Consider the following 18,685-nt stretch of genomic DNA (forward strand, 5'->3'; position numbering starts at 1 on the left):
GCCATCCCCCACACTTCCGCCGAGGAACCACCCACCCATGAACAGCGACAGCGACCTCCAGATCGCCGGCGACCTCCTCGAAGTCCCGCACCTGCTCCAGCCCCCGCGCGAACACCCGGCCACCGTCGCCGAGTTCGTGGGCCTCGCCCGCTCCATCGCCGCCGACCGCTCCCAGTGGGAGCACCTGGTCGAGTACGACGCCACCACGCGCTGGTACCACCGGCTGCGCACCGGCCCCGGCTACGAGGTGTGGCTGCTGTCCTGGCTGCCCGGACAGGGCAGCGGGGCGCACGACCACGGCCCCTCCTCCGGGGTGCTGACCGTCCTGGACGGCACGCTCACCGAGCGCACGCAGCGCGGCACGCGCGCGTTGACCGCCGGTACCCAGCGGGTGTTCGCGCCGGGCTACGTCCACGAGGTCGTCAACGACGCCCTGGAACCGGCCGTCAGCCTCCACATCTACACACCGGGCCTGACCGAGATGCCCATGCACACCTCCCTCGCCTGCGAGGCGCGCCCGGTGACCGCCTGACGCGTTGTCGGACCCGCCTGCCAGACTTGGCCCATGCGCATTGTGGTTCTGGCAGGCGGCATCGGCGGTGCCCGTTTCCTGCGCGGTCTGAAGCGGGCCGCGCCGGACGCGGACATCACGGTCATCGGCAACACCGGGGACGACATCCACCTCTTCGGGCTGAAGGTCTGCCCGGACCTCGACACGGTGATGTACACGCTCGGCGGCGGCATCAACGAGGAACAGGGCTGGGGACGGGCGGACGAGACCTTCCACCTCAAGGAGGAGCTGGCGGCCTACGGCGTCGGCCCCGACTGGTTCGGGCTCGGCGACCGGGACTTCGCCACGCACATCGTGCGGACCCAGATGATGGGCGCCGGCTACCCGCTCAGCGCGGTCACCGAGGCCCTGTGCGACCGCTGGCAGCCCGGCGTGCGCCTCCTCCCCATGACCGACGACCGCGTGGAGACCCATGTGGCGGTCGAGCTGGACGGCGAGCGCAAGGCGATCCACTTCCAGGAGTACTGGGTCCGGCTGCGCGCCTCGGTCCCCGCCCACGCGGTCGTCCCCGTCGGCGCCGAAGGGGCCAAGCCCGCGCCGGGTGTCCTGGAGGCCCTCGCCGAGGCGGACGTGATCCTCTTCCCGCCGTCCAACCCGGTGGTGTCGATCGGCACGATCCTCGCCGTGCCCGGCATCCGTGAGGCCATCGCCGACGCGGGCGTGCCGGTGGTCGGCCTCTCCCCCATCGTCGGGGACGCGCCGGTGCGCGGCATGGCCGACAAGGTGCTCGCCGCGGTGGGCGTGGAGTCCACGGCCGCGGCGGTCGCCGAGCACTACGGCTCGGGCCTGCTGGACGGCTGGCTCGTGGACACCGTCGACGCGGCCTCCGTGGAGCGCGTGGAGAAGGCCGGGATCCGCTGCCGTGCCGTACCGCTGATGATGACCGACCTCGACGCGGCCGCGCGGATGGCCCAGGAGGCACTGACGCTGGCCGAGGAGGTGCGGGCCGCGTGACCGCGCAGGGCTACCGCGTCTGGGCCGTGCCCGGCCTGCCCGAGATCGGGCCCGGCGACGACCTCGCCAAGCTGATCGCCACGGCCGAGCCGGACCTGCGGGACGGGGACGTCGTCCTCGTCACCTCCAAGATCGTCTCCAAGGCGGAGGGCCGGATCGTCGAGGCCGCCGACCGGGAGGCGGCGATCGACGCGGAGACGGTCCGCGTGGTGGCCCGCCGCGGCACGCTCCGCATCGTCGAGAACCGCCACGGCCTGGTCATGGCCGCCGCCGGGGTGGACGCCTCCAACACCGCCCCCGGCACCGTCCTGCTGCTGCCCGAGGACCCCGACGCCTCCGCCCGCGCGATCCGCGAGGGCCTGCGCACGCTCCTCGGCGTCAACGTCGGTGTCGTCGTGACCGACACGTTCGGGCGACCCTGGCGCTCGGGGCTCACGGACGTGGCGATCGGCGCCGCCGGCGTGCGCGTCCTGGACGATCTGCGCGGGGGCACCGACGCCCACGGCAACCCGCTCGTCGCGACCGTCGTGGCCACCGCGGACGAACTGGCCGCGGCCGGCGACCTGGTCAAGGGCAAGACGGCCGGCCGCCCCGTGGCCGTGGTCCGGGGGCTGCCGCACACCACCTCACCCGAGGACGGCGAAGGCGCCCGCGCCCTGGTGCGCGGCGCCCGCGACGACATGTTCCGCCTCGGCACCTCGGAGGCGATCCGCCAGGCGGTCACCCAGCGCCGCACGGTCCGCGCCTTCACCGACACCCCCGTCGACCCCGGCGCGGTACGCCGCGCGGTCGCCGCCGCCGTCACCGCACCCGCCCCGCACCACACCACCCCCTGGCGCTTCGTCCTCCTGGAGTCCGCCGAGTCCCGCACCCGTCTCCTCGACGCCATGCGCGACGCCTGGATCACCGACCTGCGCCGGGACGGCAGGACGGAGGAGTCCATCGCCAAGCGCCTCCGCCGCGGCGACGTCCTGCGCAACGCGCCCTACCTCGCCGTCCCCTGCCTCGTCATGGACGGCTCCCACACCTACGGCGACCCCCGCCGCGACGGCGCCGAGCGCGAGATGTTCGTCGTCGCCACCGGCGCCGGCGTACAGAACTTCCTGGTCGCCCTCGCCGGGGAACGGCTGGGCTCGGCATGGGTGTCCTCGACGATGTTCTGCCGGGACGTCGTACGGGACGTCCTCGACCTCCCGTCCCACTGGGACCCGATGGGCGCCGTCGCCATCGGTCACCCCGCGGAGGAACCCCGGCCGCGCGCCGAGCGGGACGCGGGAGCGTTCATCGAAGTGCGGTGAGCGATGTGTCGTACATCTATGCCCGAGAGGGGGGTGACGGGGCGCGCGGGCTCGTACGCTCGTAGAACCCGACCGGCTTCCCAGGGACCCCACTCGTGGCAGGACGCTTCGCTCCCCGACCCACGCGCACGACGGTGCGCGGCGGCCATGTCGCCCTGCCCGCCGCCGGGGTCCCACGCCCCGCCGAGGCACCGGCCCGCGTACGGACCTACGTCCCACCCCACCCCCTCGACCTCGGTCTGGTCCTGGGACCCCTGCGGCGCGGTCCCGCCGACCCCACCTTCCGCGCCCTGCCCGACGGTTCCGTCTGGCGCGCGAGCCGGACGCCCGCCGGGCCGGGCACGCTGCGGGTGTCGGCGCGGGCCGGTGAGGTGCGGGGCGAGGCGTGGGGGCCGGGGGCCGAGTGGCTCCTCGACCGGCTGCCGGACCTGCTCGGCGCCGCGGACGACCCCGACGCGTTCGCACCGCGGCACCGGCTGCTGGCGATGGCCCGGCACCGGCGTCCGGGGCTGCGGCTGACCCGGACCGGGCTTGTCCTGGAGTCCCTCATCCCCTCCGTCCTCGAACAGAAGGTCACCGCCGACGAGGCGTACCGGGCGTGGCGGCTGCTCGTCCGCCGGTTCGGCGAACCGGCACCGGGGCCTGCGGCCGGCGGGCGGCTGTACGTCATGCCCGCGCCGCGGACCTGGGCGCTGATCCCCTCCTGGGAGTGGCACCGGGCCGGCGTCGACGACAAGCGTGCCTCGACGATCCTGCGGGCCGTCCGCGTCGCCCCGCGGCTGGAGGAGGCCGTCTCCCTGGCCCCTTCCGCCGCGCAGGCCCGGCTGGAGCTGGTGCCGGGCATCGGGCCGTGGACCTCGGCGGAAACCGTACAGCGCAGTCACGGTGCGCCGGACGCGGTGACCGTCGGGGACCTTCATCTTCCGGGCATCGTCGGGTGGGCCCTGGCGAACGACCGCCACGCCGACGACGCGGAGATGCTGCGGCTGCTGGAGCCGTATGCCGGGCAGCGGCATCGCGCGGCCCGGCTGATTCTGCTCAGCGGCAAGATTCCCGCGCGGCGGGCTCCTCGCATGCCGAAGGGCGACATCGGGCGCCTGTAGCTGCGCAGGCCCGCCGTCTCGCCGTGACCGGTTCCGCCGTACGCGGCTGCGGGTGGTACGTGGCTGGTCGCGCAGTTCCCCGCGCCCCTGACTACGTACACCTGCCCGACGCCAGGAAGGACCGCCCGCACCCGCCCACGACGAAAAGCCCCCACGCACCGTGGGCGGCGGTCAGCCGCCGCCGGCGAGAAGCCACCACACACCGTGGGCTGGAAAGCCGCGGACGGCGGGAAGGCACCACGCACCACGGACCGGTCAGCCGCCGACAGCGAGAAGCCACCACACACCACGGGCCCGGAAAGCCGCCGACGGCGAGAAGCAGCCACCGCCGGTGGGCGTCGGTCAGCCGCCGACGGCGAGAAGGCACCACGCACCGTGGGCCCGGTCAGCCGCCAACGGCGGGAAGGGGACGTGCCGGGGGGTGTCCGCCCGCAGCGGCCGGCGTCCGTCAGGCAGCCACCCTAAGTCCCGAGAGCACCGCCGGACCGAGGACGGACACCCCCCGGCGCGGCCCCGACCCACCCACCACCCGGCATGCGCTACGCCCGCCCCCACCGGACACCAGCAGGCCGCCGCAGGCATCCACCCACCCACCCGCACCCGCACCCGGACACGAGGCCCGCAGGCGCTACTGGTCGGAGGAGAAGCGCAGGGCGGCGGCCGGGATGCGCGCGTCGCACCAGACCCGCGCACCGTCACGGAGTTCGTTGTCGGCCCCGACGACCGCCCCGTCGCCGACGACGGCGCCGGTGAGGACCGAGCGCGTGCCGACGCGGGCGCGGGTGCCGATGAGGGAGTCGGTGATGACCGCGCCGGGCTCGATCACCGCACCCGGCAGGATCGTCGAGCCGAACACCCGCGCGCCCTCCGCCACGAACGCGCCCTCGCCCACCACCGTGCCGCCCGACAGCTTGGCGTCCGGCGCCACCCTGGCCGTGGGAAGGACGAGACGGTCACCGCAGCGCCCCGGCACCGCGGGCGACGGCGCCCGGCCGAGGACCAGGTCCGCAGAGCCCCGTACGAACGCCGCCGGCGTGCCCAGGTCCAGCCAGTACGTGCTGTCGACCATGCCCTGGAGGTGCGCCCCCGCAGCCAGCAGATCCGGGAACGTCTCCCGCTCCACCGACACCGGCCGCCCCGCCGGAATCGCGTCGATGACCGAGCGCCGGAAGACGTACGCGCCCGCGTTGATCTGGTCGGTGACGATCTCCTCCGGCGTCTGCGGCTTCTCCAGGAAGGCCAGGACGCGGCCCGTCTCGTCCGTGGGGACCAGCCCGTACGCCCGCGGATCCGTCACCTTCGTCAGGTGCAGCGAGACATCCGCGCCGGTCCGCTCGTGCGTGTCCACCAGCGCCCGGATGTCCAGCCCCGTGAGGATGTCGCCGTTGAAGACCAGCACCGGGTCGTCCGGCCCCGAGTGCAGCCGCGAGGCCACGTTGCGCAGCGCGCCGCCCGTGCCGAGCGGCTCCTCCTCGGTGACGTACTCGATGCGCAGCCCCAGCGACGCCCCGTCGCCGAAGTACGGCTCGAAGACCTCCGCCAGATACGACGTCGCCAGCACGATGTGCTCGACCCCCGCCGCCCGCGCCCTCGCCAGCTGGTGCGTGAGGAACGGCACGCCCGCCGCCCTGACCATCGGCTTGGGTGTGTGCACGGTGAGCGGACGCAGCCGGGTGCCCTTGCCGCCGACCAGGAGGATCGCTTCTGTCACCTGTCGTCTCTGCTTCCTGCCGGGACCGGCCGAACTGTCTTTCGGCCGGCCAGTGTATGCAGACCCTGTCTCTCGGCAGACGCCCCGGCAGTCGCGCCCGGTTCAGCGGCCCTGGTACTCCGCCGCCTTCCAGCGGGCCGTGCCGAGCTTGCCGTACAGCTGCCCTCCCGGACACAGCGTGGCGTAACCGTCCCGGTGACCGGAGATCGCGTTGAGTCGTACGTTCCTGCCTTTCGGGTAGCGGTTCCCGCCGCCGGACTTGAGATAGGTCTTGCCGCGGGGATTCACCCCGTAGATGCCGAGTTTCCAGGCCGTCAGCCGGGCGATGGCCTGCACCGCGGAGGCGGACGGCTTGGAGTGGTTGAACGTGCCCAGGACGGCGATCCCCGTGCTGTTGGTGTTGAAACCGAGAGTGTGGGCGCCCAGGACCGGCTTGGCCACCCCACCGGCACGGCCCTCGTAGATGTTTCCGCACCTGTCGACGAGGAAGTTGTAGCCGATGTCCCGCCAGCCCATGCTCTTGACGTGGTAGCGGTAGATACTGCGGATGACGGACGGGGCCTGCGAGCAGCGGTAGGTGTTGCCGGTCGCGGTGTGGTGCACGAAGGCCGCCTTGACCCGCTTGGTGTAACCGAACTTCTTCTCGCGCAGCTTCTCGTCGGCGCCCCAGCCGCGCCGGGTGACGATTCTGGGCCGCGGGCCGATCTTGGGTTTGGCGTACGCCTTGAGGTCCCCGTCCTCCGCCGTGTCGTCGGACTCCGACTCCGCCCGCAGCAGCGCCGCCAGTTCGGCCTGTGTCGCGGCGCGGCCGAGGGCGGGGATCTCGGTCGCCCCGAGCGGGGCGAGCCCGGCGTTGGCGCGGGAGGCGGCGGCGACCTCGGGGCTGAGCGGCCCGGTCTGCGGTGCGTCGGCGGGGACGGCGCCCCGCGTGGGCGTGTCGTCGGCACGGCCGGGATCGACCAGCTCCACCCGCAGTCCGGAGGGCAGCGCGGCCTCGGCCCCGGCGGTTCGGTCCCCCTCCTCCCGATGGCCGGCGCTCTCCCCCGCGCCGACGCCTTGCACGCGGATCTCCACCCCGTCCGACTCCCCGACCCACAGCGGAGCGGTGGCGCCGCGGATCCCGCGGGAGGTGCGCTCGGCGGAGTCGAGGTCGGGCGCGTGTTCGGCGTAGTGCGTCTCGACGTCCTGCCAGCCGGTCCACTCCCCGGTGGCGGTGAGGCGGGTGCGGACCTGGACGCGGCCGTGCAGTTCGGCGGCGGGGTCGTCCCAGACGACGCCGACCAGGGAGAAGCGCCGTACGTCCCGTGGGGGCAGCCCTTGTACGGCGCTGGAGCCGAGGGCACGGTGGCTGGCGAGCGGGAGCAGCGGCAGGGACTGGGTCTCCCCGGGGACGGCACCGTCCGTTCTCCCGGTCAGGGATCTGTCGTCGGCCCGCCCCACGGCCGGCGCCGGTCGGGCCGTCGCCGTGGTGGCGGGCAGGGTCAGCGGCAGGGCGAGAGCGGCCGCACAGGTGACGCCGATCGAGGAGGCAAGGAATCCACGCATGCCCCTGATCCTGGACATGAGCGGATAAATCTGTCCATCTGGGAATTGACGGACCGTCTGCCGCCGTTGCGCCGAACCGGTGGCGGCGGTGGGCCGAACCGGTGGCGGTGCCGCCCGGCGGGGGCGAGCGGGCCCGCGTACGCTTGCGCGGGTGAATGCGACCGACCGCACCCCTGCCGACCTGCTGCGTTCCGCGCTCGCCGAGGACCCCGCGCGACCGCTGGTGACCTTCTACGACGACGCGACCGGTGAACGCGTCGAACTGTCCGTGGCCACGTTCGCCAATTGGGTGGCCAAGACCGCCAATCTCCTCCAGGACGGGATGTCCGCCGAACCCGGTGAGCGGGTGGCGCTGCTGCTGCCCGCGCACTGGCAGACGGCGGTGTGGCTGCTGGCCTGTTCCTCGGTCGGGGTGATCGCCGACGTCGAGGGCGATCCCGCGCGGGCGGACCATGTGGTGGCCGGGCCGGGGCGGTTCGACGACGGGCTCGCGTGCGGCGGCGAGCGCTATGCGCTGTCGCTGGCGCCGCTGGGCCGGCGGTTCCTGGAGGGGCCTCCGGCGGGGTACGCCGACTACGCGGTGGACGTGCCGAGTTTCGGGGACCGGTTCGCCCCGTACGCGCCGGTGGATCCGGAGGCGCCCGCGCTGGTCGTCGCCGGGGCGGAGTTCACCGGCGCGGAGGTCGTGGAGCGGGCCCGGTCCGAGGCGGCGGCGCTGGGGCTGACGGGTCCCGGCTCGCGGCTGCTGTCCGGGCTGCCGTACGCCACCTGGGAGGGGCTGAGCGCGGGCTTGTACGGGCCGCTCGCCTCCGGCGGTTCCGTGGTGCTGTGCCGGAATCTCGACCAGGCCACGGAGGAGACGGTGGCCAAGCGCATCGAGAGCGAGCGGGTGACGGCCACGGCCAGGTGACCCAGGGGCAACGGCACCCGTGCCCGGGTGATCCACGGGCACGGGTGCCGCGTCCCCGCCCTACGGGCCCCCGCGGCATCACGCCATCCCCGCCCTACGGGCCCCCGCGGCACCAGGCCACCCCCGCCCTACGGTCCCCCGCCGCACCAGGCCACCCCCGCCCACAGGCCCCCGCCGCACCAGGCCACCCCCGCCCCACGGAACCCCCGCCGCACCAGGCCACCCACCCGGCACTGTCCCCCGTTCGGCCTACCCCCACCCCCCGCCCCGCCCCCATCCACGGCATCGTCGTAACGGCAGGACGACACGCCCGTACGCCGTGAGGGGGTGGCTCGACGTGACCGACACCGCAGACCCGCGTTGCGCCCGTCCGGGTGTGACGGGCGCCGGGGCGTCGGCGTCGGGGACCGGGCTCATACGCCGGCGCAGAAGGCGATGGCTGCACGGCACGGCGCTGGCCGCGGCCCTGGTCTCGCTCGCCGCCCTCGGCACCGGCTGGGCCGTGTACGCCAAGCTCGACGGGAACATCACGGCCGACGAGGCCGCCGCCGCGGAGCTCGCCCGCTACGAGAAGGACCGCCCGACGGCGCTGGTGAAGGACGCGCGGAATCTGCTGCTGATCGGCTCGGACTCCCGCGCGGGCGCCGGCAACGGCAAGTACGGGCGCGATCCGGGCACCGAACGCTCGGACACCACGATCCTGCTGCATCTGTCGGCGGGGCGGCGCAGCGCCACCGCGGTGTCCCTGCCCCGCGACCTGATGGTGGACGTGCCGTCCTGTCTGCGGCCCGACGGCACCCGCACCGAGCCGATGTTCGCGATGTTCAACCACGCCTTCGAGACCGGCGGCTCGGCGTGCACGATCCGGACGGTGGAGAAGCTGACGGGGATCCGGATCGATCACCACATGGTGGTCGACTTCAGCGGGTTCAAGAAGATGGTCGACGCGGTGGACGGCGTGGAGATCTGCCTCGCCGAGCCGATCCGCGACAAGCCCGCCAAGCTGCGGCTGCCCGCCGGGCGCGTGAAGCTCGACGGGGAGCAGGCGCTCGGCTATGTGCGGGCCCGCAAGTCTCTGGGCAACGGCAGCGACACCGACCGCATGGACCGCCAGCAGCGCTTCCTCGGGGCGCTCGTCAACAAGGTGCGCAGCAGTGACGTCCTGCTGAACCCGGCGAAGCTGTATCCGGTGCTGGACGCGGCGACGTCCTCGCTGACCACCGACCCGTCGCTGGCGAGTCTGCGCGGTTTGTACCACCTTGTACGCGGGCTGCGCGGGATCCCCACGGAACAGGTGCAGTTCCTGACGGTTCCGAGGGAGTCGTACGTCTACAACGCCAATCGCGACCAGCTCGTGGAGCCCGCCGCGGAGACGCTTTTCGCCCGCCTCCGGGCGGACCTGCCGATCGCCGTCGCCCGGCAGGCCCCGGATTCCACCGCACAGGGCGGTACGGATCCGGGGTCGGCCGAGCACGCTGCGTACGGAAGTGACGATCCCTCCCGTGCCCCCATGTTCCGCGGAAACACCGCCGCTCAGGACGACTGCGGGTAAAGCGAAGCCCAAGACGGCGGGCGCGGGCGAACGCACGTTCAAAGAAATGGGTGGTATTGCCCGGTTGTAGGTACGTGGAATTTGTCACCGCCGTCGCCCCACGCTGAACTGGGCGGATAGTGTGAGCGCTTCCGGTGCCCCCGGCCCGGAGGTCCGACGAGGTCCTCCTCCGGGGTCGCGCACTGTTTGTACGAGACCCGAGCGCCTTTGAGGGGGAAGGCGCCGCGTGGCCCCGACGGAGGATTCGGACAACCGTGGACGCGCAAGGCCGTGGGCGGGCGGACAACATCGACCCCGCAGACCAGTGGGTGCTCAATCCGAACACCGGCGAATACGAATTGCGACTGGGTGATTCCCCAGCGCAGTCGCCTGCGGGCGTTCCCGGACCGCGCAGCGCCGCGCGCCGCGCCGAGGGCGCGGTCCGCTCCCGTACCGCCGCGCCGCGCCGCGGCACACCCGAGGCGCCCGCCCGGGACGTACCGTCGCCGCGCCGGCGCCGCGGGGCGCCCGAGGAGCCGCCGCCGGGACGGCGGGGACGGCGCCCGGCGAAGAAGGCGGGCAAGGCCAAGAAGATCGTGATGTGGACCGGCGGCAGCATGGCGCTGGTCGTGCTCGTCGCCGGTGTGGGCGGCTACCTCTACCTCAAGCACCTCGAGGGCAATGTCGACACGACCGACATCGGCACCGCGGGCTCCAGCCACTTCCGCAAGGACGAGGCGTTCAACATCCTGCTGATCGGCACGGACAAGCGCACCGGCGAGGGCAACGAGAGCTACGGCGACAAGGAGAACACCACCGGTCACGCCGACACCACGCTGCTGCTGCACGTGGCCAAGGACCGCACGAACGCCACCGTGCTGAGCATTCCGCGTGACATGAAGGTGGACATCCCGGACTGCGACACCAAGCAGGAGGACGGCTCCTTCGCGACCATTCCGGGCGTCGAGGACGAGCGCTTCGGCTACAGCCTCGGCGTCGCCGGCCGGGACGCGGGCTGCACCATGCGCACGGTCCACGAACTGACCGGCATCAAGCCGGACCACTTCATGATGGCCGACTTCAACGCCATCAAGACGCTGACCACGGCCGTGGACGGCGTCGACGTGTGTGTCGAGAAGGCCGTGAACGACAAGAAGTCCGGCCTGGTGCTGCCCGCGGGCCCCTCCACGGTCGAGGGCGAGCAGGCCCTGGCGTTCGTCCGCACCCGGCACGCCTGGGGCAACGAGGGCGACCTGGACCGCATCAAGGTGCAGCAGCAGTTCCTGGCGTCCCTGATGCGCAAGATGTCCTCCAGCGACACGCTGACCAACCCCAAGAAGCTGGTGAAGCTGGCGGAGGCGGCGACCGAGGCACTGACCGTCGACAAGGCCATCGGCAAGGTCGGCACGCTCAAGGACATCGCGCTGGAGATCAAGAAGGTCCCGACGAAGAACATCTCCTTCACCACCGTGCCGGTGAAGGACAACCCCAACGAGACCATCAAGGTGACCGTGGTCCCGGACGAGGTGAAGGCGCCGCCGATCTTCGAGGCCATCAAGAACGACGTCTCCTTCACCGAGGTCAAGCAGAAGCAGAAGAAGGAGAGGGCGGCCGTCGCGGCCCGTCTGAAGGGCACCAAGGCGCCCGCCTCCGAGGTGCGGGTGCAGATCCTCAACGGCAGCGGCAAGGACGGCGCCGCGCAGAGCACGCTCAGCTGGCTCCAGTTGGAGAAGGGCGTCAGCAAGTCGGAGAACGGCGGCAACGCGCCGGCCGGCCTGGCGAAGACCACGCTGGAGTACGCGCCCGAGCAGGCCGACCAGGCCCGCGCGCTCGCTGCGATGATGGGGCTGTCCGGTGCCGCGATGAAGCCGGGCGAGAGTGTGACCAACGCCCAGGGCCTGCCGACGATGACACTGACCCTGGGCCGGGACTTCAAGGGGGCGGGCATCCCGCTGACGGGCCCCGCGAAGATCGACGTGGCGGACAAGACCACGGCAGACAAGGTTCAGTGCGCCAGCTGAGCGTACGCAGGAGACCGAGCGGGCCTGCCGCGCGTCCTAAAGGGCGAGCGGCAGGCCCGTTCGGCGGCCCAGGGGTGGGGAGGACTCAGAGGTGACGCAGAACAGCGTGCAGGAGGGGACGGCCGAACAGGCCCGGCACGCTCACCGCGACGACGGAGGCGACGACACGCCGTCCGTGGACGCGGCGGGCGACCGCAGACGCGGCAGACGCCGCGCCCCGCGCAGACACCGGGTGCTGAGGTGGTCGGCGGGCACGCTGGCGGTGCTCATCGTGGGCACGGCCGGGGCGGGTTACCTCTACTACCAGCACCTGAACAACAACATCGACAAGGGCAAGCGCAACTCCGGCGACTCCAAGGCGACCAGGACCGCGCCGAACGCCGCCGGGCAGACGCCGCTGAACATCCTGCTCATCGGCTCCGACAGCCGTAACTCCGACGAGAACGTGGCACTGGGCGGCAGCAAGGACAACCGCGGCAACCCCCCGCTGGGCGATGTGCAGATGCTGATCCATCTGTCCGCGGACCGCGAGAGCGCCGCCGTGGTGAGCATCCCGCGCGACACCCGCGTCGACATACCCAAGTGCACGGACCCTGAGACGGGCACGGAGTACGCGGCGACCAACGACATCATCAACCAGTCGCTGGCGCACGGCGGCGCGGGCTGCACCCTGGCCACCTGGCAGAACCTCACCGGCGTCTACATCGACCACTGGATGACGATCGACTTCGCCGGCGTGGTCGACATGGCCGACGCCGTCGGCGGCGTCGAGGTGTGCGTGAACCAGAACGTGCACGACCGTCCGCTGCCCGGTGTGCCCGGCGGTTCGGGCCTGAAGCTGACCAAGGGCCCGCACCGGATCAAGGGCGAGGACGCGCTGCGCTGGCTGCGGACGCGGCACGCCTTCGGCAGCGACATCCAGCGGGCCAAGGCCCAGCACATGTACATGTCGTCCATGATCCGCGAGCTGCGGAAGCAGAACGTGTTCACCGACACCGGCCGCCTGATGGACCTGGCCGAGGCGGCGACCGACGCGCTGACGGTGTCCGAGGAGATCGGCACGGTCAAGAAGCTCTACGACCTGGGCATGGAGCTGAAGTCCGTACCGCCGGAGCGGATCACCATGATGACCATGCCGTGGGCCGAGGACCCCCAGAACCGCAACCATGTGGTCCCCAAGGGCGACGCAGCCGAGCGGGTCTGGGAGATGCTCCGCGACGACGTGCCCTTCGACAAGAACGGCACCGAGAAGCCGGCGACGCGGAAGCCGAAGGAAGTCCTGTCCTCCGACCCGGCCGCCCCGGCCGGCGAGATCGGTGTGCTGGTGCAGAACGCCACCCGCTCCGAGACGCTCGGCGTGGTCGACGGCCGGGCGGGCGCACTCGCGCAGGCCCTGGTGCAGAAGGGGTTCACGCTGGCGGCGGCGGACACCTCGGGGTCGTACGCCGAGGAGCTGACCGTGGTGCGCTACCCCAGCGCGGACCTGCAGGGCGACGCCCAGCGGGTCGCCAAGTCGCTGGGCATCCCGCTGAGTTCGGTCAAGCGCTCGCCCGAGGTCTCCGGGGTGACGGTGGTGGTGGGTGCCGACTGGCGCTCGGGCACGGCCTATCCGAAGAAGACCCCGCCGAAGGCCGGTGACCTCCCCGCGGACGCCGACGCGCTCAACGGCGCGGACAGCGGTAAGTGCATGGACGTCTACGAGCCCTACCGCTTCTGACGGCGGCCCGCCCGGCGGTGGTCCCTACTGCGGGGAGCGCACCACCGCCGGCGCCGATCTTCAGCGGGTGCCGGCCTCCGCCTTCACGGCCGGGCGCCGGCTCGCGATCACCTTGCGGGCCAGCGACCTGGGGCTGGTCAGGAAGCCCCAGCCCCACGACATGTGCATGGTGGCGAGGGCCACGGGGATCTGCAGCCGCGCCTTGAGCGGCAGCCCCTTGCCCGCCGGCACCGAGCCCGCGACGATCGCCCCGAGATACCCGCCGGGGATCACGAAGCCCCACGGCGTCAGCGCCGCGCCCACCACGATCCCTGCCGCGATCGCGCACACCGCCACCGGCGGCGCGAGATAGCGCAGGTTGATGGAGCCGGAGTGGTAGCGGGCCACGACGTGCCGCCAGCGCCCGTAGTCCTTGTACTGCTTGGCCAGCGCCTTCACGCTCGGCCGCGGCCGGTACGACACCCGCAGCTCGGGCGAGAACCAGATCAGCCCGCCCGCCTCACGGATACGGAAGTTCAGCTCCCAGTCCTGGGCGCGGATGAACTCCTCGTTGTACCCGCCCTGCTGCTCCAGCGCCTCGCGCCGGAAGACCCCGAGGTACACGGTCTCGGCGGGACCGGCCTGGCCTCCGGTGTGGAAGGCGGCGTTGCCGACGCCGATCTTCGAGGTCATCGCGGCCGCGACCGCGTGCTCCCAGTCGTTCTCGCCCTCGGCGTGCATGATGCCGCCGACGTTCTGCGCGCCGGTCTCCTCCAGGAGCCGTACGGCCGTCGCGATGTAGTCCGGCGAGAGCATGCCGTGGCCGTCGACGCGGACGACGACCGGATGCCGGGACGCCTTGATCGCCGCGTTCAGCGCGGCCGGGGTGCGGCCGCTCGGGTTGGGCACGGTGTGCACGCGAGGGTCCTCGCGCACCAGCTCGGCCGCGATCTCGTCGGTACGGTCCGTGGACGGACCGAGGGCGATCACGACCTCCATCTCGCCGGCGTACTCCTGCGCGAGGATCGCCTGGACGGCGTGACGCAGATGCCGCTCCTCGTTGAGGACGGGCATGATCACAGAAACGGCGGGGAGCTGCACGTCGGAGTTGGCATTCATAGGGGGCTCACGTTACCGCGAACGGGGGACACCGGTGCGCCCCGGCCGTGGTGCCGCCCCGGACCGCAGATCGTATGGGCCTACGGTGCTCACGATCCGCGTACGGCCTCGCCCGGAGGTGTCCCTCTCGCCCGGAGGTGTCCCTTGCCCACGCCGCCCAGGTCCCCCGGCCGGCCACAGCCCCGCCCGCGGCCGCCCCGCCGCGCACCCCGCACCAGACGGCCCCGCTGGGCCATGCGGGTGGCCACGAGCCTGTCGGTGGTGGTGCTCGCCGCCGCGGGCATCGGGCACACCGTCGTCACCAGCCTCGACGCGGACATCGCCCGCGTGGACCCGTTCAAGGACATGAAGAACCGGCCGCGCGCCGGGCACGGCACGAACATCCTGCTCGTCGGCACCGACGGCCGCGACCGGATCACCGAGGACGAGCGCCGCAGGTACCGGCTCGGCGGGGCCCCCTGCCACTGCACCGACACGATCATGATCGTGCATATCTCGGAGGACCGGGAGCGGGCCAGCGTCGTCAGCCTCCCCCGCGACTCCTACGCCGAGCTGCCCGCCCACACCGACCGCACCACCGGCGAACGGCACGACCCGCACCCGGTGAAACTGAACGCGGCTTACGCCGAGGGCGGGCCGCAGCTGACCGTGCGCACGGTCGAGCAGATGACCCGAGTGAAGATCGACCACTATCTGGAGGTCGACTTCACCAGCTTCATGAAGACGGTGGACGTGCTGGGCGGGGTGCGCATCTGCACGGCCGACCGCCTCACGGACTCCTACACCGGCCTCGACCTGCCCCCCGGTGAGCACGATCTGAGCGGCGGCCAGGCCCTCCAGTACGTCCGCGCCCGCCATGTCGACGGCGCCTCCGACCTCGGCCGGATGCAGCGCCAGCAGCGCTTCCTGGCCGCGCTGGTGGAGCGGGCGACCTCCTCCGGGGTCCTGCTGAACCCGCTGAAGTTCCGTGACGTCACCCGCGCGGTGCTCGGCTCGGTCCGCGCGGACCGGGGCTTCGGCACCGACGAGCTGCTCGACCTGGGCCGCGCCATGCGCAACTTCTCCCCCTCCTCCTCGGAGTTCGCCACCGTCCCCATCGGGCGGATGGGCTACGCCGTGGAGGGCATCGGTTCCACCCTGAAATGGGACCCGGTCAAGTCGGCCCGGCTGTTCCAGTCCCTGCGCGACGACAAGCCGCTGGCCGCGCACCGCCCCCGCACCGCCCCCGCGGCCCTGGTGCCGGTCGCCCCCCAGCAGATCCGCGTCCAGGTCGAGAACGGCACCGCCACCCCCGGCCTCGGCCGCCGTGTCGACGCGGCCCTCGCCGCGACCGGCTTCCGCACCACCCGCCAGCCGGCCAACGCCGCCCGGCCCGACGTCAAGCGCACGATCGTCGCCCACGACCCCCGCTGGGACCGCTCCGCCCAGTCCCTCGCCACCGCCCTCCCCGGCAGCGAACTCCGCCCCGTCCCCGGCCAGGGCCCCACCCTCAAGGTCATCGTCGGCACCGACTGGACCAAGGTCCGCAAGGTCCGAGCGGAGAACGCCCGGCAAGGGGAGTTCGGGGTGGTGCGGGGGGACGAGGTGGGGTGTTCGTAGCCTGCGGGCCGCCATCGGCGGCGGCCCCGTCGCTCAGTCGCCCGAGACGGTGACCTTCTCGTCGTTCTTGAGCTGCTCGACCAGCGTCTTGACCTTGTCCTTGTCCCAGAGCAGGTTGCCGCCGGTGGAGCCGGCCAGGGGCATGTTCATGGACTTGCCGTCGCCGCCGCTGACGCCCTTCATGGCCCAGAACATGTCGGCGAGGTCGAACAGGCCCATGTCCTTGTCGACGATGAGGGAGTCCAGGCCCGCGCCCATGGTCGGGTAGAGCTTGAAGGGATTGAGGACGGTGCCGGGGGTGGCGACCTGGTTGGCGAGGGCGGAGAGGAACTTCTGCTGGTTCTTGGTGCGGTCCAGGTCGGAGCCGGCCAGCGCGTAGCGGGTGCGGACGAAGGCGAGGGCCTCCTGGCCGTTGAGGGTCTGCTTGCCCTTCTTGAAGTCCGCGCCGGACTTGGTGTCCTTGATGTCCTGCGGGATGTCCATCTCGACGCCGCCGACCGCGTCGACGATGTTCGCGAACCCGGCGAAGCCGATCTCGACGTAGTGGTCGATGTGCAGGCCGGTGTTGTACTCGACGGTCCGCACCAGCAGCTCGGGGCCGTCCTCGGCGTACGCGGCGTTCAGCTTCACGTGTCTGCCGGTGCCCTCGTAGAGCTTGCCGGACTCGGAGCCCTTGTAGCTGGGGATCTCCACGTCCGAGTCACGGGGCAGGGAGATCAGCGTGGGGGCGCCGTCGCCGGTGTGCAGGATCATCATCGAGTCCGTGCGCTTGCCCTCGGAGGAACCGGTGTGCAGTTCCTTCTTCTGCTCCGAGGTCATGCCGGCGCGGCTGTCGGAGCCGACGATGAGGTAGTTCGTGCCCTCGCCCGCCTCCGGCCGCTCGATGACCTTGGAGAGGTCGACCTCGCGGTTGAGCTTGGAGTCGGCCCAGAAGTACGTGCCGACCGCTGTGACGACCAGCACGGTCGTGACCGTGATCGCGGTCCACTTGATACGGCGGCGCCAGTCGGGCCGCGGGCCGCCGGTGTGACCCGTCCCACCCGGACCGCCCGGACCGCGGCCGGCGGGGCTGCCGTAGACCTGGCCGGTGTTGTAGCCGCTGTCGTAGCCGCCGAAGTCGTCACCGCCGCCGTTGACGTACGACGGCTGCTGCGGGACTCCGGGATGCTGCGGCGGCGCCTGGTAGCCGCCCGCGGGCTGCCCGCGCCGGACCTGCGGCATCACCCGCGCGCCCTCGGGCTGTGCGCCGGCGCTGCCGCGACCGTAGCGGGGGCCGCGGTTGTCGCGGTTCTGGTCGGACCATCCCTCGGGCCAATCGTTCATGGGCCCCAGTGTGCCGGGCGCGGAGGTGTGCTTTACAAGAGAGGGAGGAAAACGGGGGCAGTGCTGTTGCCAACCTGACACAAATTCCCCGCTTGTCGGTTCGGCATAAGGTGGAGGCCATGACAGACCAGGCCAGCACCGCCGACACGAGCCATCCGGACATCCCGGGCAAGCCCACGTCGGCGTCCCGCACCACGCTCAGCCACATCATGACCCACAACGACACCAACCTCCTGGGTACGGTGCACGGCGGCGTGATCATGAAGCTGGTGGACGACGCGGCGGGCGCGGTCGCCGGCCGCCACAGCGGCGGCCCGGCCGTGACCGCCTCCATGGACGAGATGGCCTTCCTCGAGCCGGTCCGCGTCGGCGACCTGGTGCATGTGAAGGCCCAGGTCAACTGGACCGGCCGCACCTCCATGGAGGTCGGCGTACGGGTCCTCGCGGAACGCTGGAACGAGTCCGCCCCGCCGACCCAGGTCGGTTCCGCCTACCTCGTCTTCGCCGCGGTCGACGCCGACGGCAAGCCCCGGCTGGTCCCGCCGGTCATCCCCGAGACCGACCGCGACCGCCGCCGCTACCAGGAGGCCCAGATCCGCCGCACCCACCGCCTGGCGCGGCGGCGCGCGATCATGGAGCTGCGGGAGAAGAGGGCGGCGGAGGGGTACGAGGACTGAAGCCGGCCGGCGCCGGTCAGGGGCGCCGATCCCGCACCTCGAACCACAGCAGCTTCCCGGCGCCGCGCGCCTCGCCCCCGAGGGAGAACGCGCCCCACGAGTCGGCGCACTCCTGCACGAGGCGCAGCCCCCGCCCGCCGACCGCGTCGGGTGGGGCGGCGGGGACCCGGCGGCCGGGCGGCTCGCCGAAGGGCGCGGGAATGCGCGGATGGCTGTCCCACACACCGACGCGCAGCCGTCCGTCGCTCAGCCCGGTGAGCCGCACGGAGCAGGGGCCGCGGGTGTGCCGGTAGGCGTTGCCGACCAGCTCCGACGTCAACAGCTCGACGGTGTCGATCAGTTCATGCCTGCCGTGCCCGCCCAACGCCGCCCGAACGGTCATGCGTGCGACGCGTGCGGCTCTGGGGTCATGCGGCAGGCGCAGGGCGTACACCCAGGTGTCGGGCAGGGATACGGTGCCCATGGAGACCTCCGGGAGGAAGGGGATGCGGGCTGACCCAACGGCCGCGCCGTGCGGTGGCAGTGCCTGGGGTGGTGCGCTTCCGGCTTATGGGGCGGGGAGTTGGGCGGCAGAGCACAACATAGCGGCGCAGTTGTAAGTTCTTCCATTGGATCTCCGAAGATCTA

The 18,685-nt window shown here is 72.4% G+C and carries 15 protein-coding genes; 10 read left to right on the forward strand and 5 right to left on the reverse strand.

What is annotated here, in order from left to right:
* Window positions 1-37: 37 nt before the first annotated feature.
* From ACSU6M_RS13715 to ACSU6M_RS13730, 4 genes are all read left to right on the forward strand, one after another.
* Window positions 38-532, forward strand: a complete 495-nt coding sequence (locus ACSU6M_RS13715) for a cysteine dioxygenase (RefSeq protein WP_437069928.1) — start codon at window positions 38-40, stop codon at window positions 530-532.
* Window positions 533-565: 33 nt separating this feature from the next.
* The gene (gene cofD / locus ACSU6M_RS13720; RefSeq protein WP_437069930.1) at window positions 566-1,525 is read left to right on the forward strand and encodes a 2-phospho-L-lactate transferase; all 960 of its coding nucleotides are present in this window, start codon (window positions 566-568) and stop codon (window positions 1,523-1,525) included.
* A complete protein-coding gene (locus ACSU6M_RS13725) occupies window positions 1,522-2,823 on the forward strand; it encodes a coenzyme F420-0:L-glutamate ligase (RefSeq protein ID WP_437069932.1) in 1,302 nt (433 codons plus the stop codon). The genes cofD and ACSU6M_RS13725 overlap by 4 nt, the downstream gene beginning before the upstream one ends.
* Before the next feature lie 95 nt (window positions 2,824-2,918).
* Window positions 2,919-3,926, forward strand: a complete 1,008-nt coding sequence (locus tag ACSU6M_RS13730; protein WP_437069934.1) for a DNA-3-methyladenine glycosylase family protein — start codon at window positions 2,919-2,921, stop codon at window positions 3,924-3,926.
* A gap of 628 nt (window positions 3,927-4,554) precedes the next feature.
* Here ACSU6M_RS13730 and ACSU6M_RS13735 read toward each other — a convergent pair.
* Window positions 4,555-5,637, reverse strand: coding sequence for a sugar phosphate nucleotidyltransferase (locus ACSU6M_RS13735; protein ID WP_437069936.1), 1,083 nt, complete (start codon window positions 5,635-5,637; stop codon window positions 4,555-4,557).
* Window positions 5,638-5,739: 102 nt separating this feature from the next.
* Window positions 5,740-7,182, reverse strand: a complete 1,443-nt coding sequence (locus ACSU6M_RS13740; protein ID WP_437069938.1) for a peptidoglycan recognition protein family protein — start codon at window positions 7,180-7,182, stop codon at window positions 5,740-5,742.
* Window positions 7,183-7,333: 151 nt separating this feature from the next.
* Between ACSU6M_RS13740 and ACSU6M_RS13745 the strand changes: the two genes are divergently transcribed.
* The 4 genes from ACSU6M_RS13745 (at window position 7,334) to ACSU6M_RS13760 (ending at window position 13,361) form a co-directional block, all read left to right on the forward strand.
* The gene (locus tag ACSU6M_RS13745; RefSeq protein WP_437069940.1) at window positions 7,334-8,092 is read left to right on the forward strand and encodes a TIGR03089 family protein; all 759 of its coding nucleotides are present in this window, start codon (window positions 7,334-7,336) and stop codon (window positions 8,090-8,092) included.
* Between the two features lie 337 nt (window positions 8,093-8,429).
* Complete coding sequence (locus tag ACSU6M_RS13750; RefSeq protein WP_437069942.1) at window positions 8,430-9,644, forward strand: LCP family protein; 1,215 nt, start codon at window positions 8,430-8,432, stop codon at window positions 9,642-9,644.
* A gap of 254 nt (window positions 9,645-9,898) precedes the next feature.
* On the forward strand, window positions 9,899-11,644 hold the full coding sequence (locus tag ACSU6M_RS13755; RefSeq protein ID WP_437069944.1) for an LCP family glycopolymer transferase: 1,746 nt from the start codon (window positions 9,899-9,901) through the stop codon (window positions 11,642-11,644).
* A 175-nt stretch (window positions 11,645-11,819) separates the two neighbouring features.
* Entirely contained in the window at window positions 11,820-13,361 is a 1,542-nt protein-coding gene (locus ACSU6M_RS13760; RefSeq protein WP_437075125.1) for an LCP family protein, read from the forward strand.
* Window positions 13,362-13,421: 60 nt separating this feature from the next.
* Here the strand turns inward: ACSU6M_RS13760 and ACSU6M_RS13765 are convergent, their stop codons facing one another.
* Window positions 13,422-14,459 (reverse strand): glycosyltransferase family 2 protein, encoded by a 1,038-nt coding sequence (locus ACSU6M_RS13765; protein WP_437069946.1) that lies wholly within the window; start codon window positions 14,457-14,459, stop codon window positions 13,422-13,424.
* Between the two features lie 144 nt (window positions 14,460-14,603).
* Between ACSU6M_RS13765 and ACSU6M_RS13770 the strand changes: the two genes are divergently transcribed.
* Entirely contained in the window at window positions 14,604-16,058 is a 1,455-nt protein-coding gene (locus ACSU6M_RS13770; RefSeq protein ID WP_437069948.1) for an LCP family protein, read from the forward strand.
* A 33-nt stretch (window positions 16,059-16,091) separates the two neighbouring features.
* Here the strand turns inward: ACSU6M_RS13770 and ACSU6M_RS13775 are convergent, their stop codons facing one another.
* Window positions 16,092-17,381, reverse strand: coding sequence for an LCP family protein (locus ACSU6M_RS13775; protein ID WP_437069950.1), 1,290 nt, complete (start codon window positions 17,379-17,381; stop codon window positions 16,092-16,094).
* A 119-nt stretch (window positions 17,382-17,500) separates the two neighbouring features.
* Between ACSU6M_RS13775 and ACSU6M_RS13780 the strand changes: the two genes are divergently transcribed.
* A complete protein-coding gene (locus tag ACSU6M_RS13780; RefSeq protein ID WP_437069952.1) occupies window positions 17,501-18,058 on the forward strand; it encodes an acyl-CoA thioesterase in 558 nt (185 codons plus the stop codon).
* Between the two features lie 16 nt (window positions 18,059-18,074).
* Here the strand turns inward: ACSU6M_RS13780 and ACSU6M_RS13785 are convergent, their stop codons facing one another.
* A complete protein-coding gene (locus tag ACSU6M_RS13785; RefSeq protein WP_437069954.1) occupies window positions 18,075-18,521 on the reverse strand; it encodes an ATP-binding protein in 447 nt (148 codons plus the stop codon).
* Between the last annotated feature and the right edge of the window lie 164 nt (window positions 18,522-18,685).

This window comes from Streptomyces sp. enrichment culture (assembly GCF_964272895.1).
Classification (GTDB): Bacteria; Actinomycetota; Actinomycetes; order Streptomycetales; family Streptomycetaceae; genus Streptomyces.

Coding starts and splice junctions, on each gene's coding strand:
- ACSU6M_RS13715 (WP_437069928.1), top strand. CDS start 38: ATGAACAGCGACAGCGACCTCCAGATCGCCGGCGACCTCCTCGAAGTC.
- cofD (WP_437069930.1), top strand. CDS start 566: ATGCGCATTGTGGTTCTGGCAGGCGGCATCGGCGGTGCCCGTTTCCTG.
- ACSU6M_RS13740 (WP_437069938.1), bottom strand. CDS start 7,182: ATGCGTGGATTCCTTGCCTCCTCGATCGGCGTCACCTGTGCGGCCGCT.
- ACSU6M_RS13765 (WP_437069946.1), bottom strand. CDS start 14,459: ATGAATGCCAACTCCGACGTGCAGCTCCCCGCCGTTTCTGTGATCATG.
- ACSU6M_RS13775 (WP_437069950.1), bottom strand. CDS start 17,381: ATGAACGATTGGCCCGAGGGATGGTCCGACCAGAACCGCGACAACCGC.
- ACSU6M_RS13780 (WP_437069952.1), top strand. CDS start 17,501: ATGACAGACCAGGCCAGCACCGCCGACACGAGCCATCCGGACATCCCG.
- ACSU6M_RS13785 (WP_437069954.1), bottom strand. CDS start 18,521: ATGGGCACCGTATCCCTGCCCGACACCTGGGTGTACGCCCTGCGCCTG.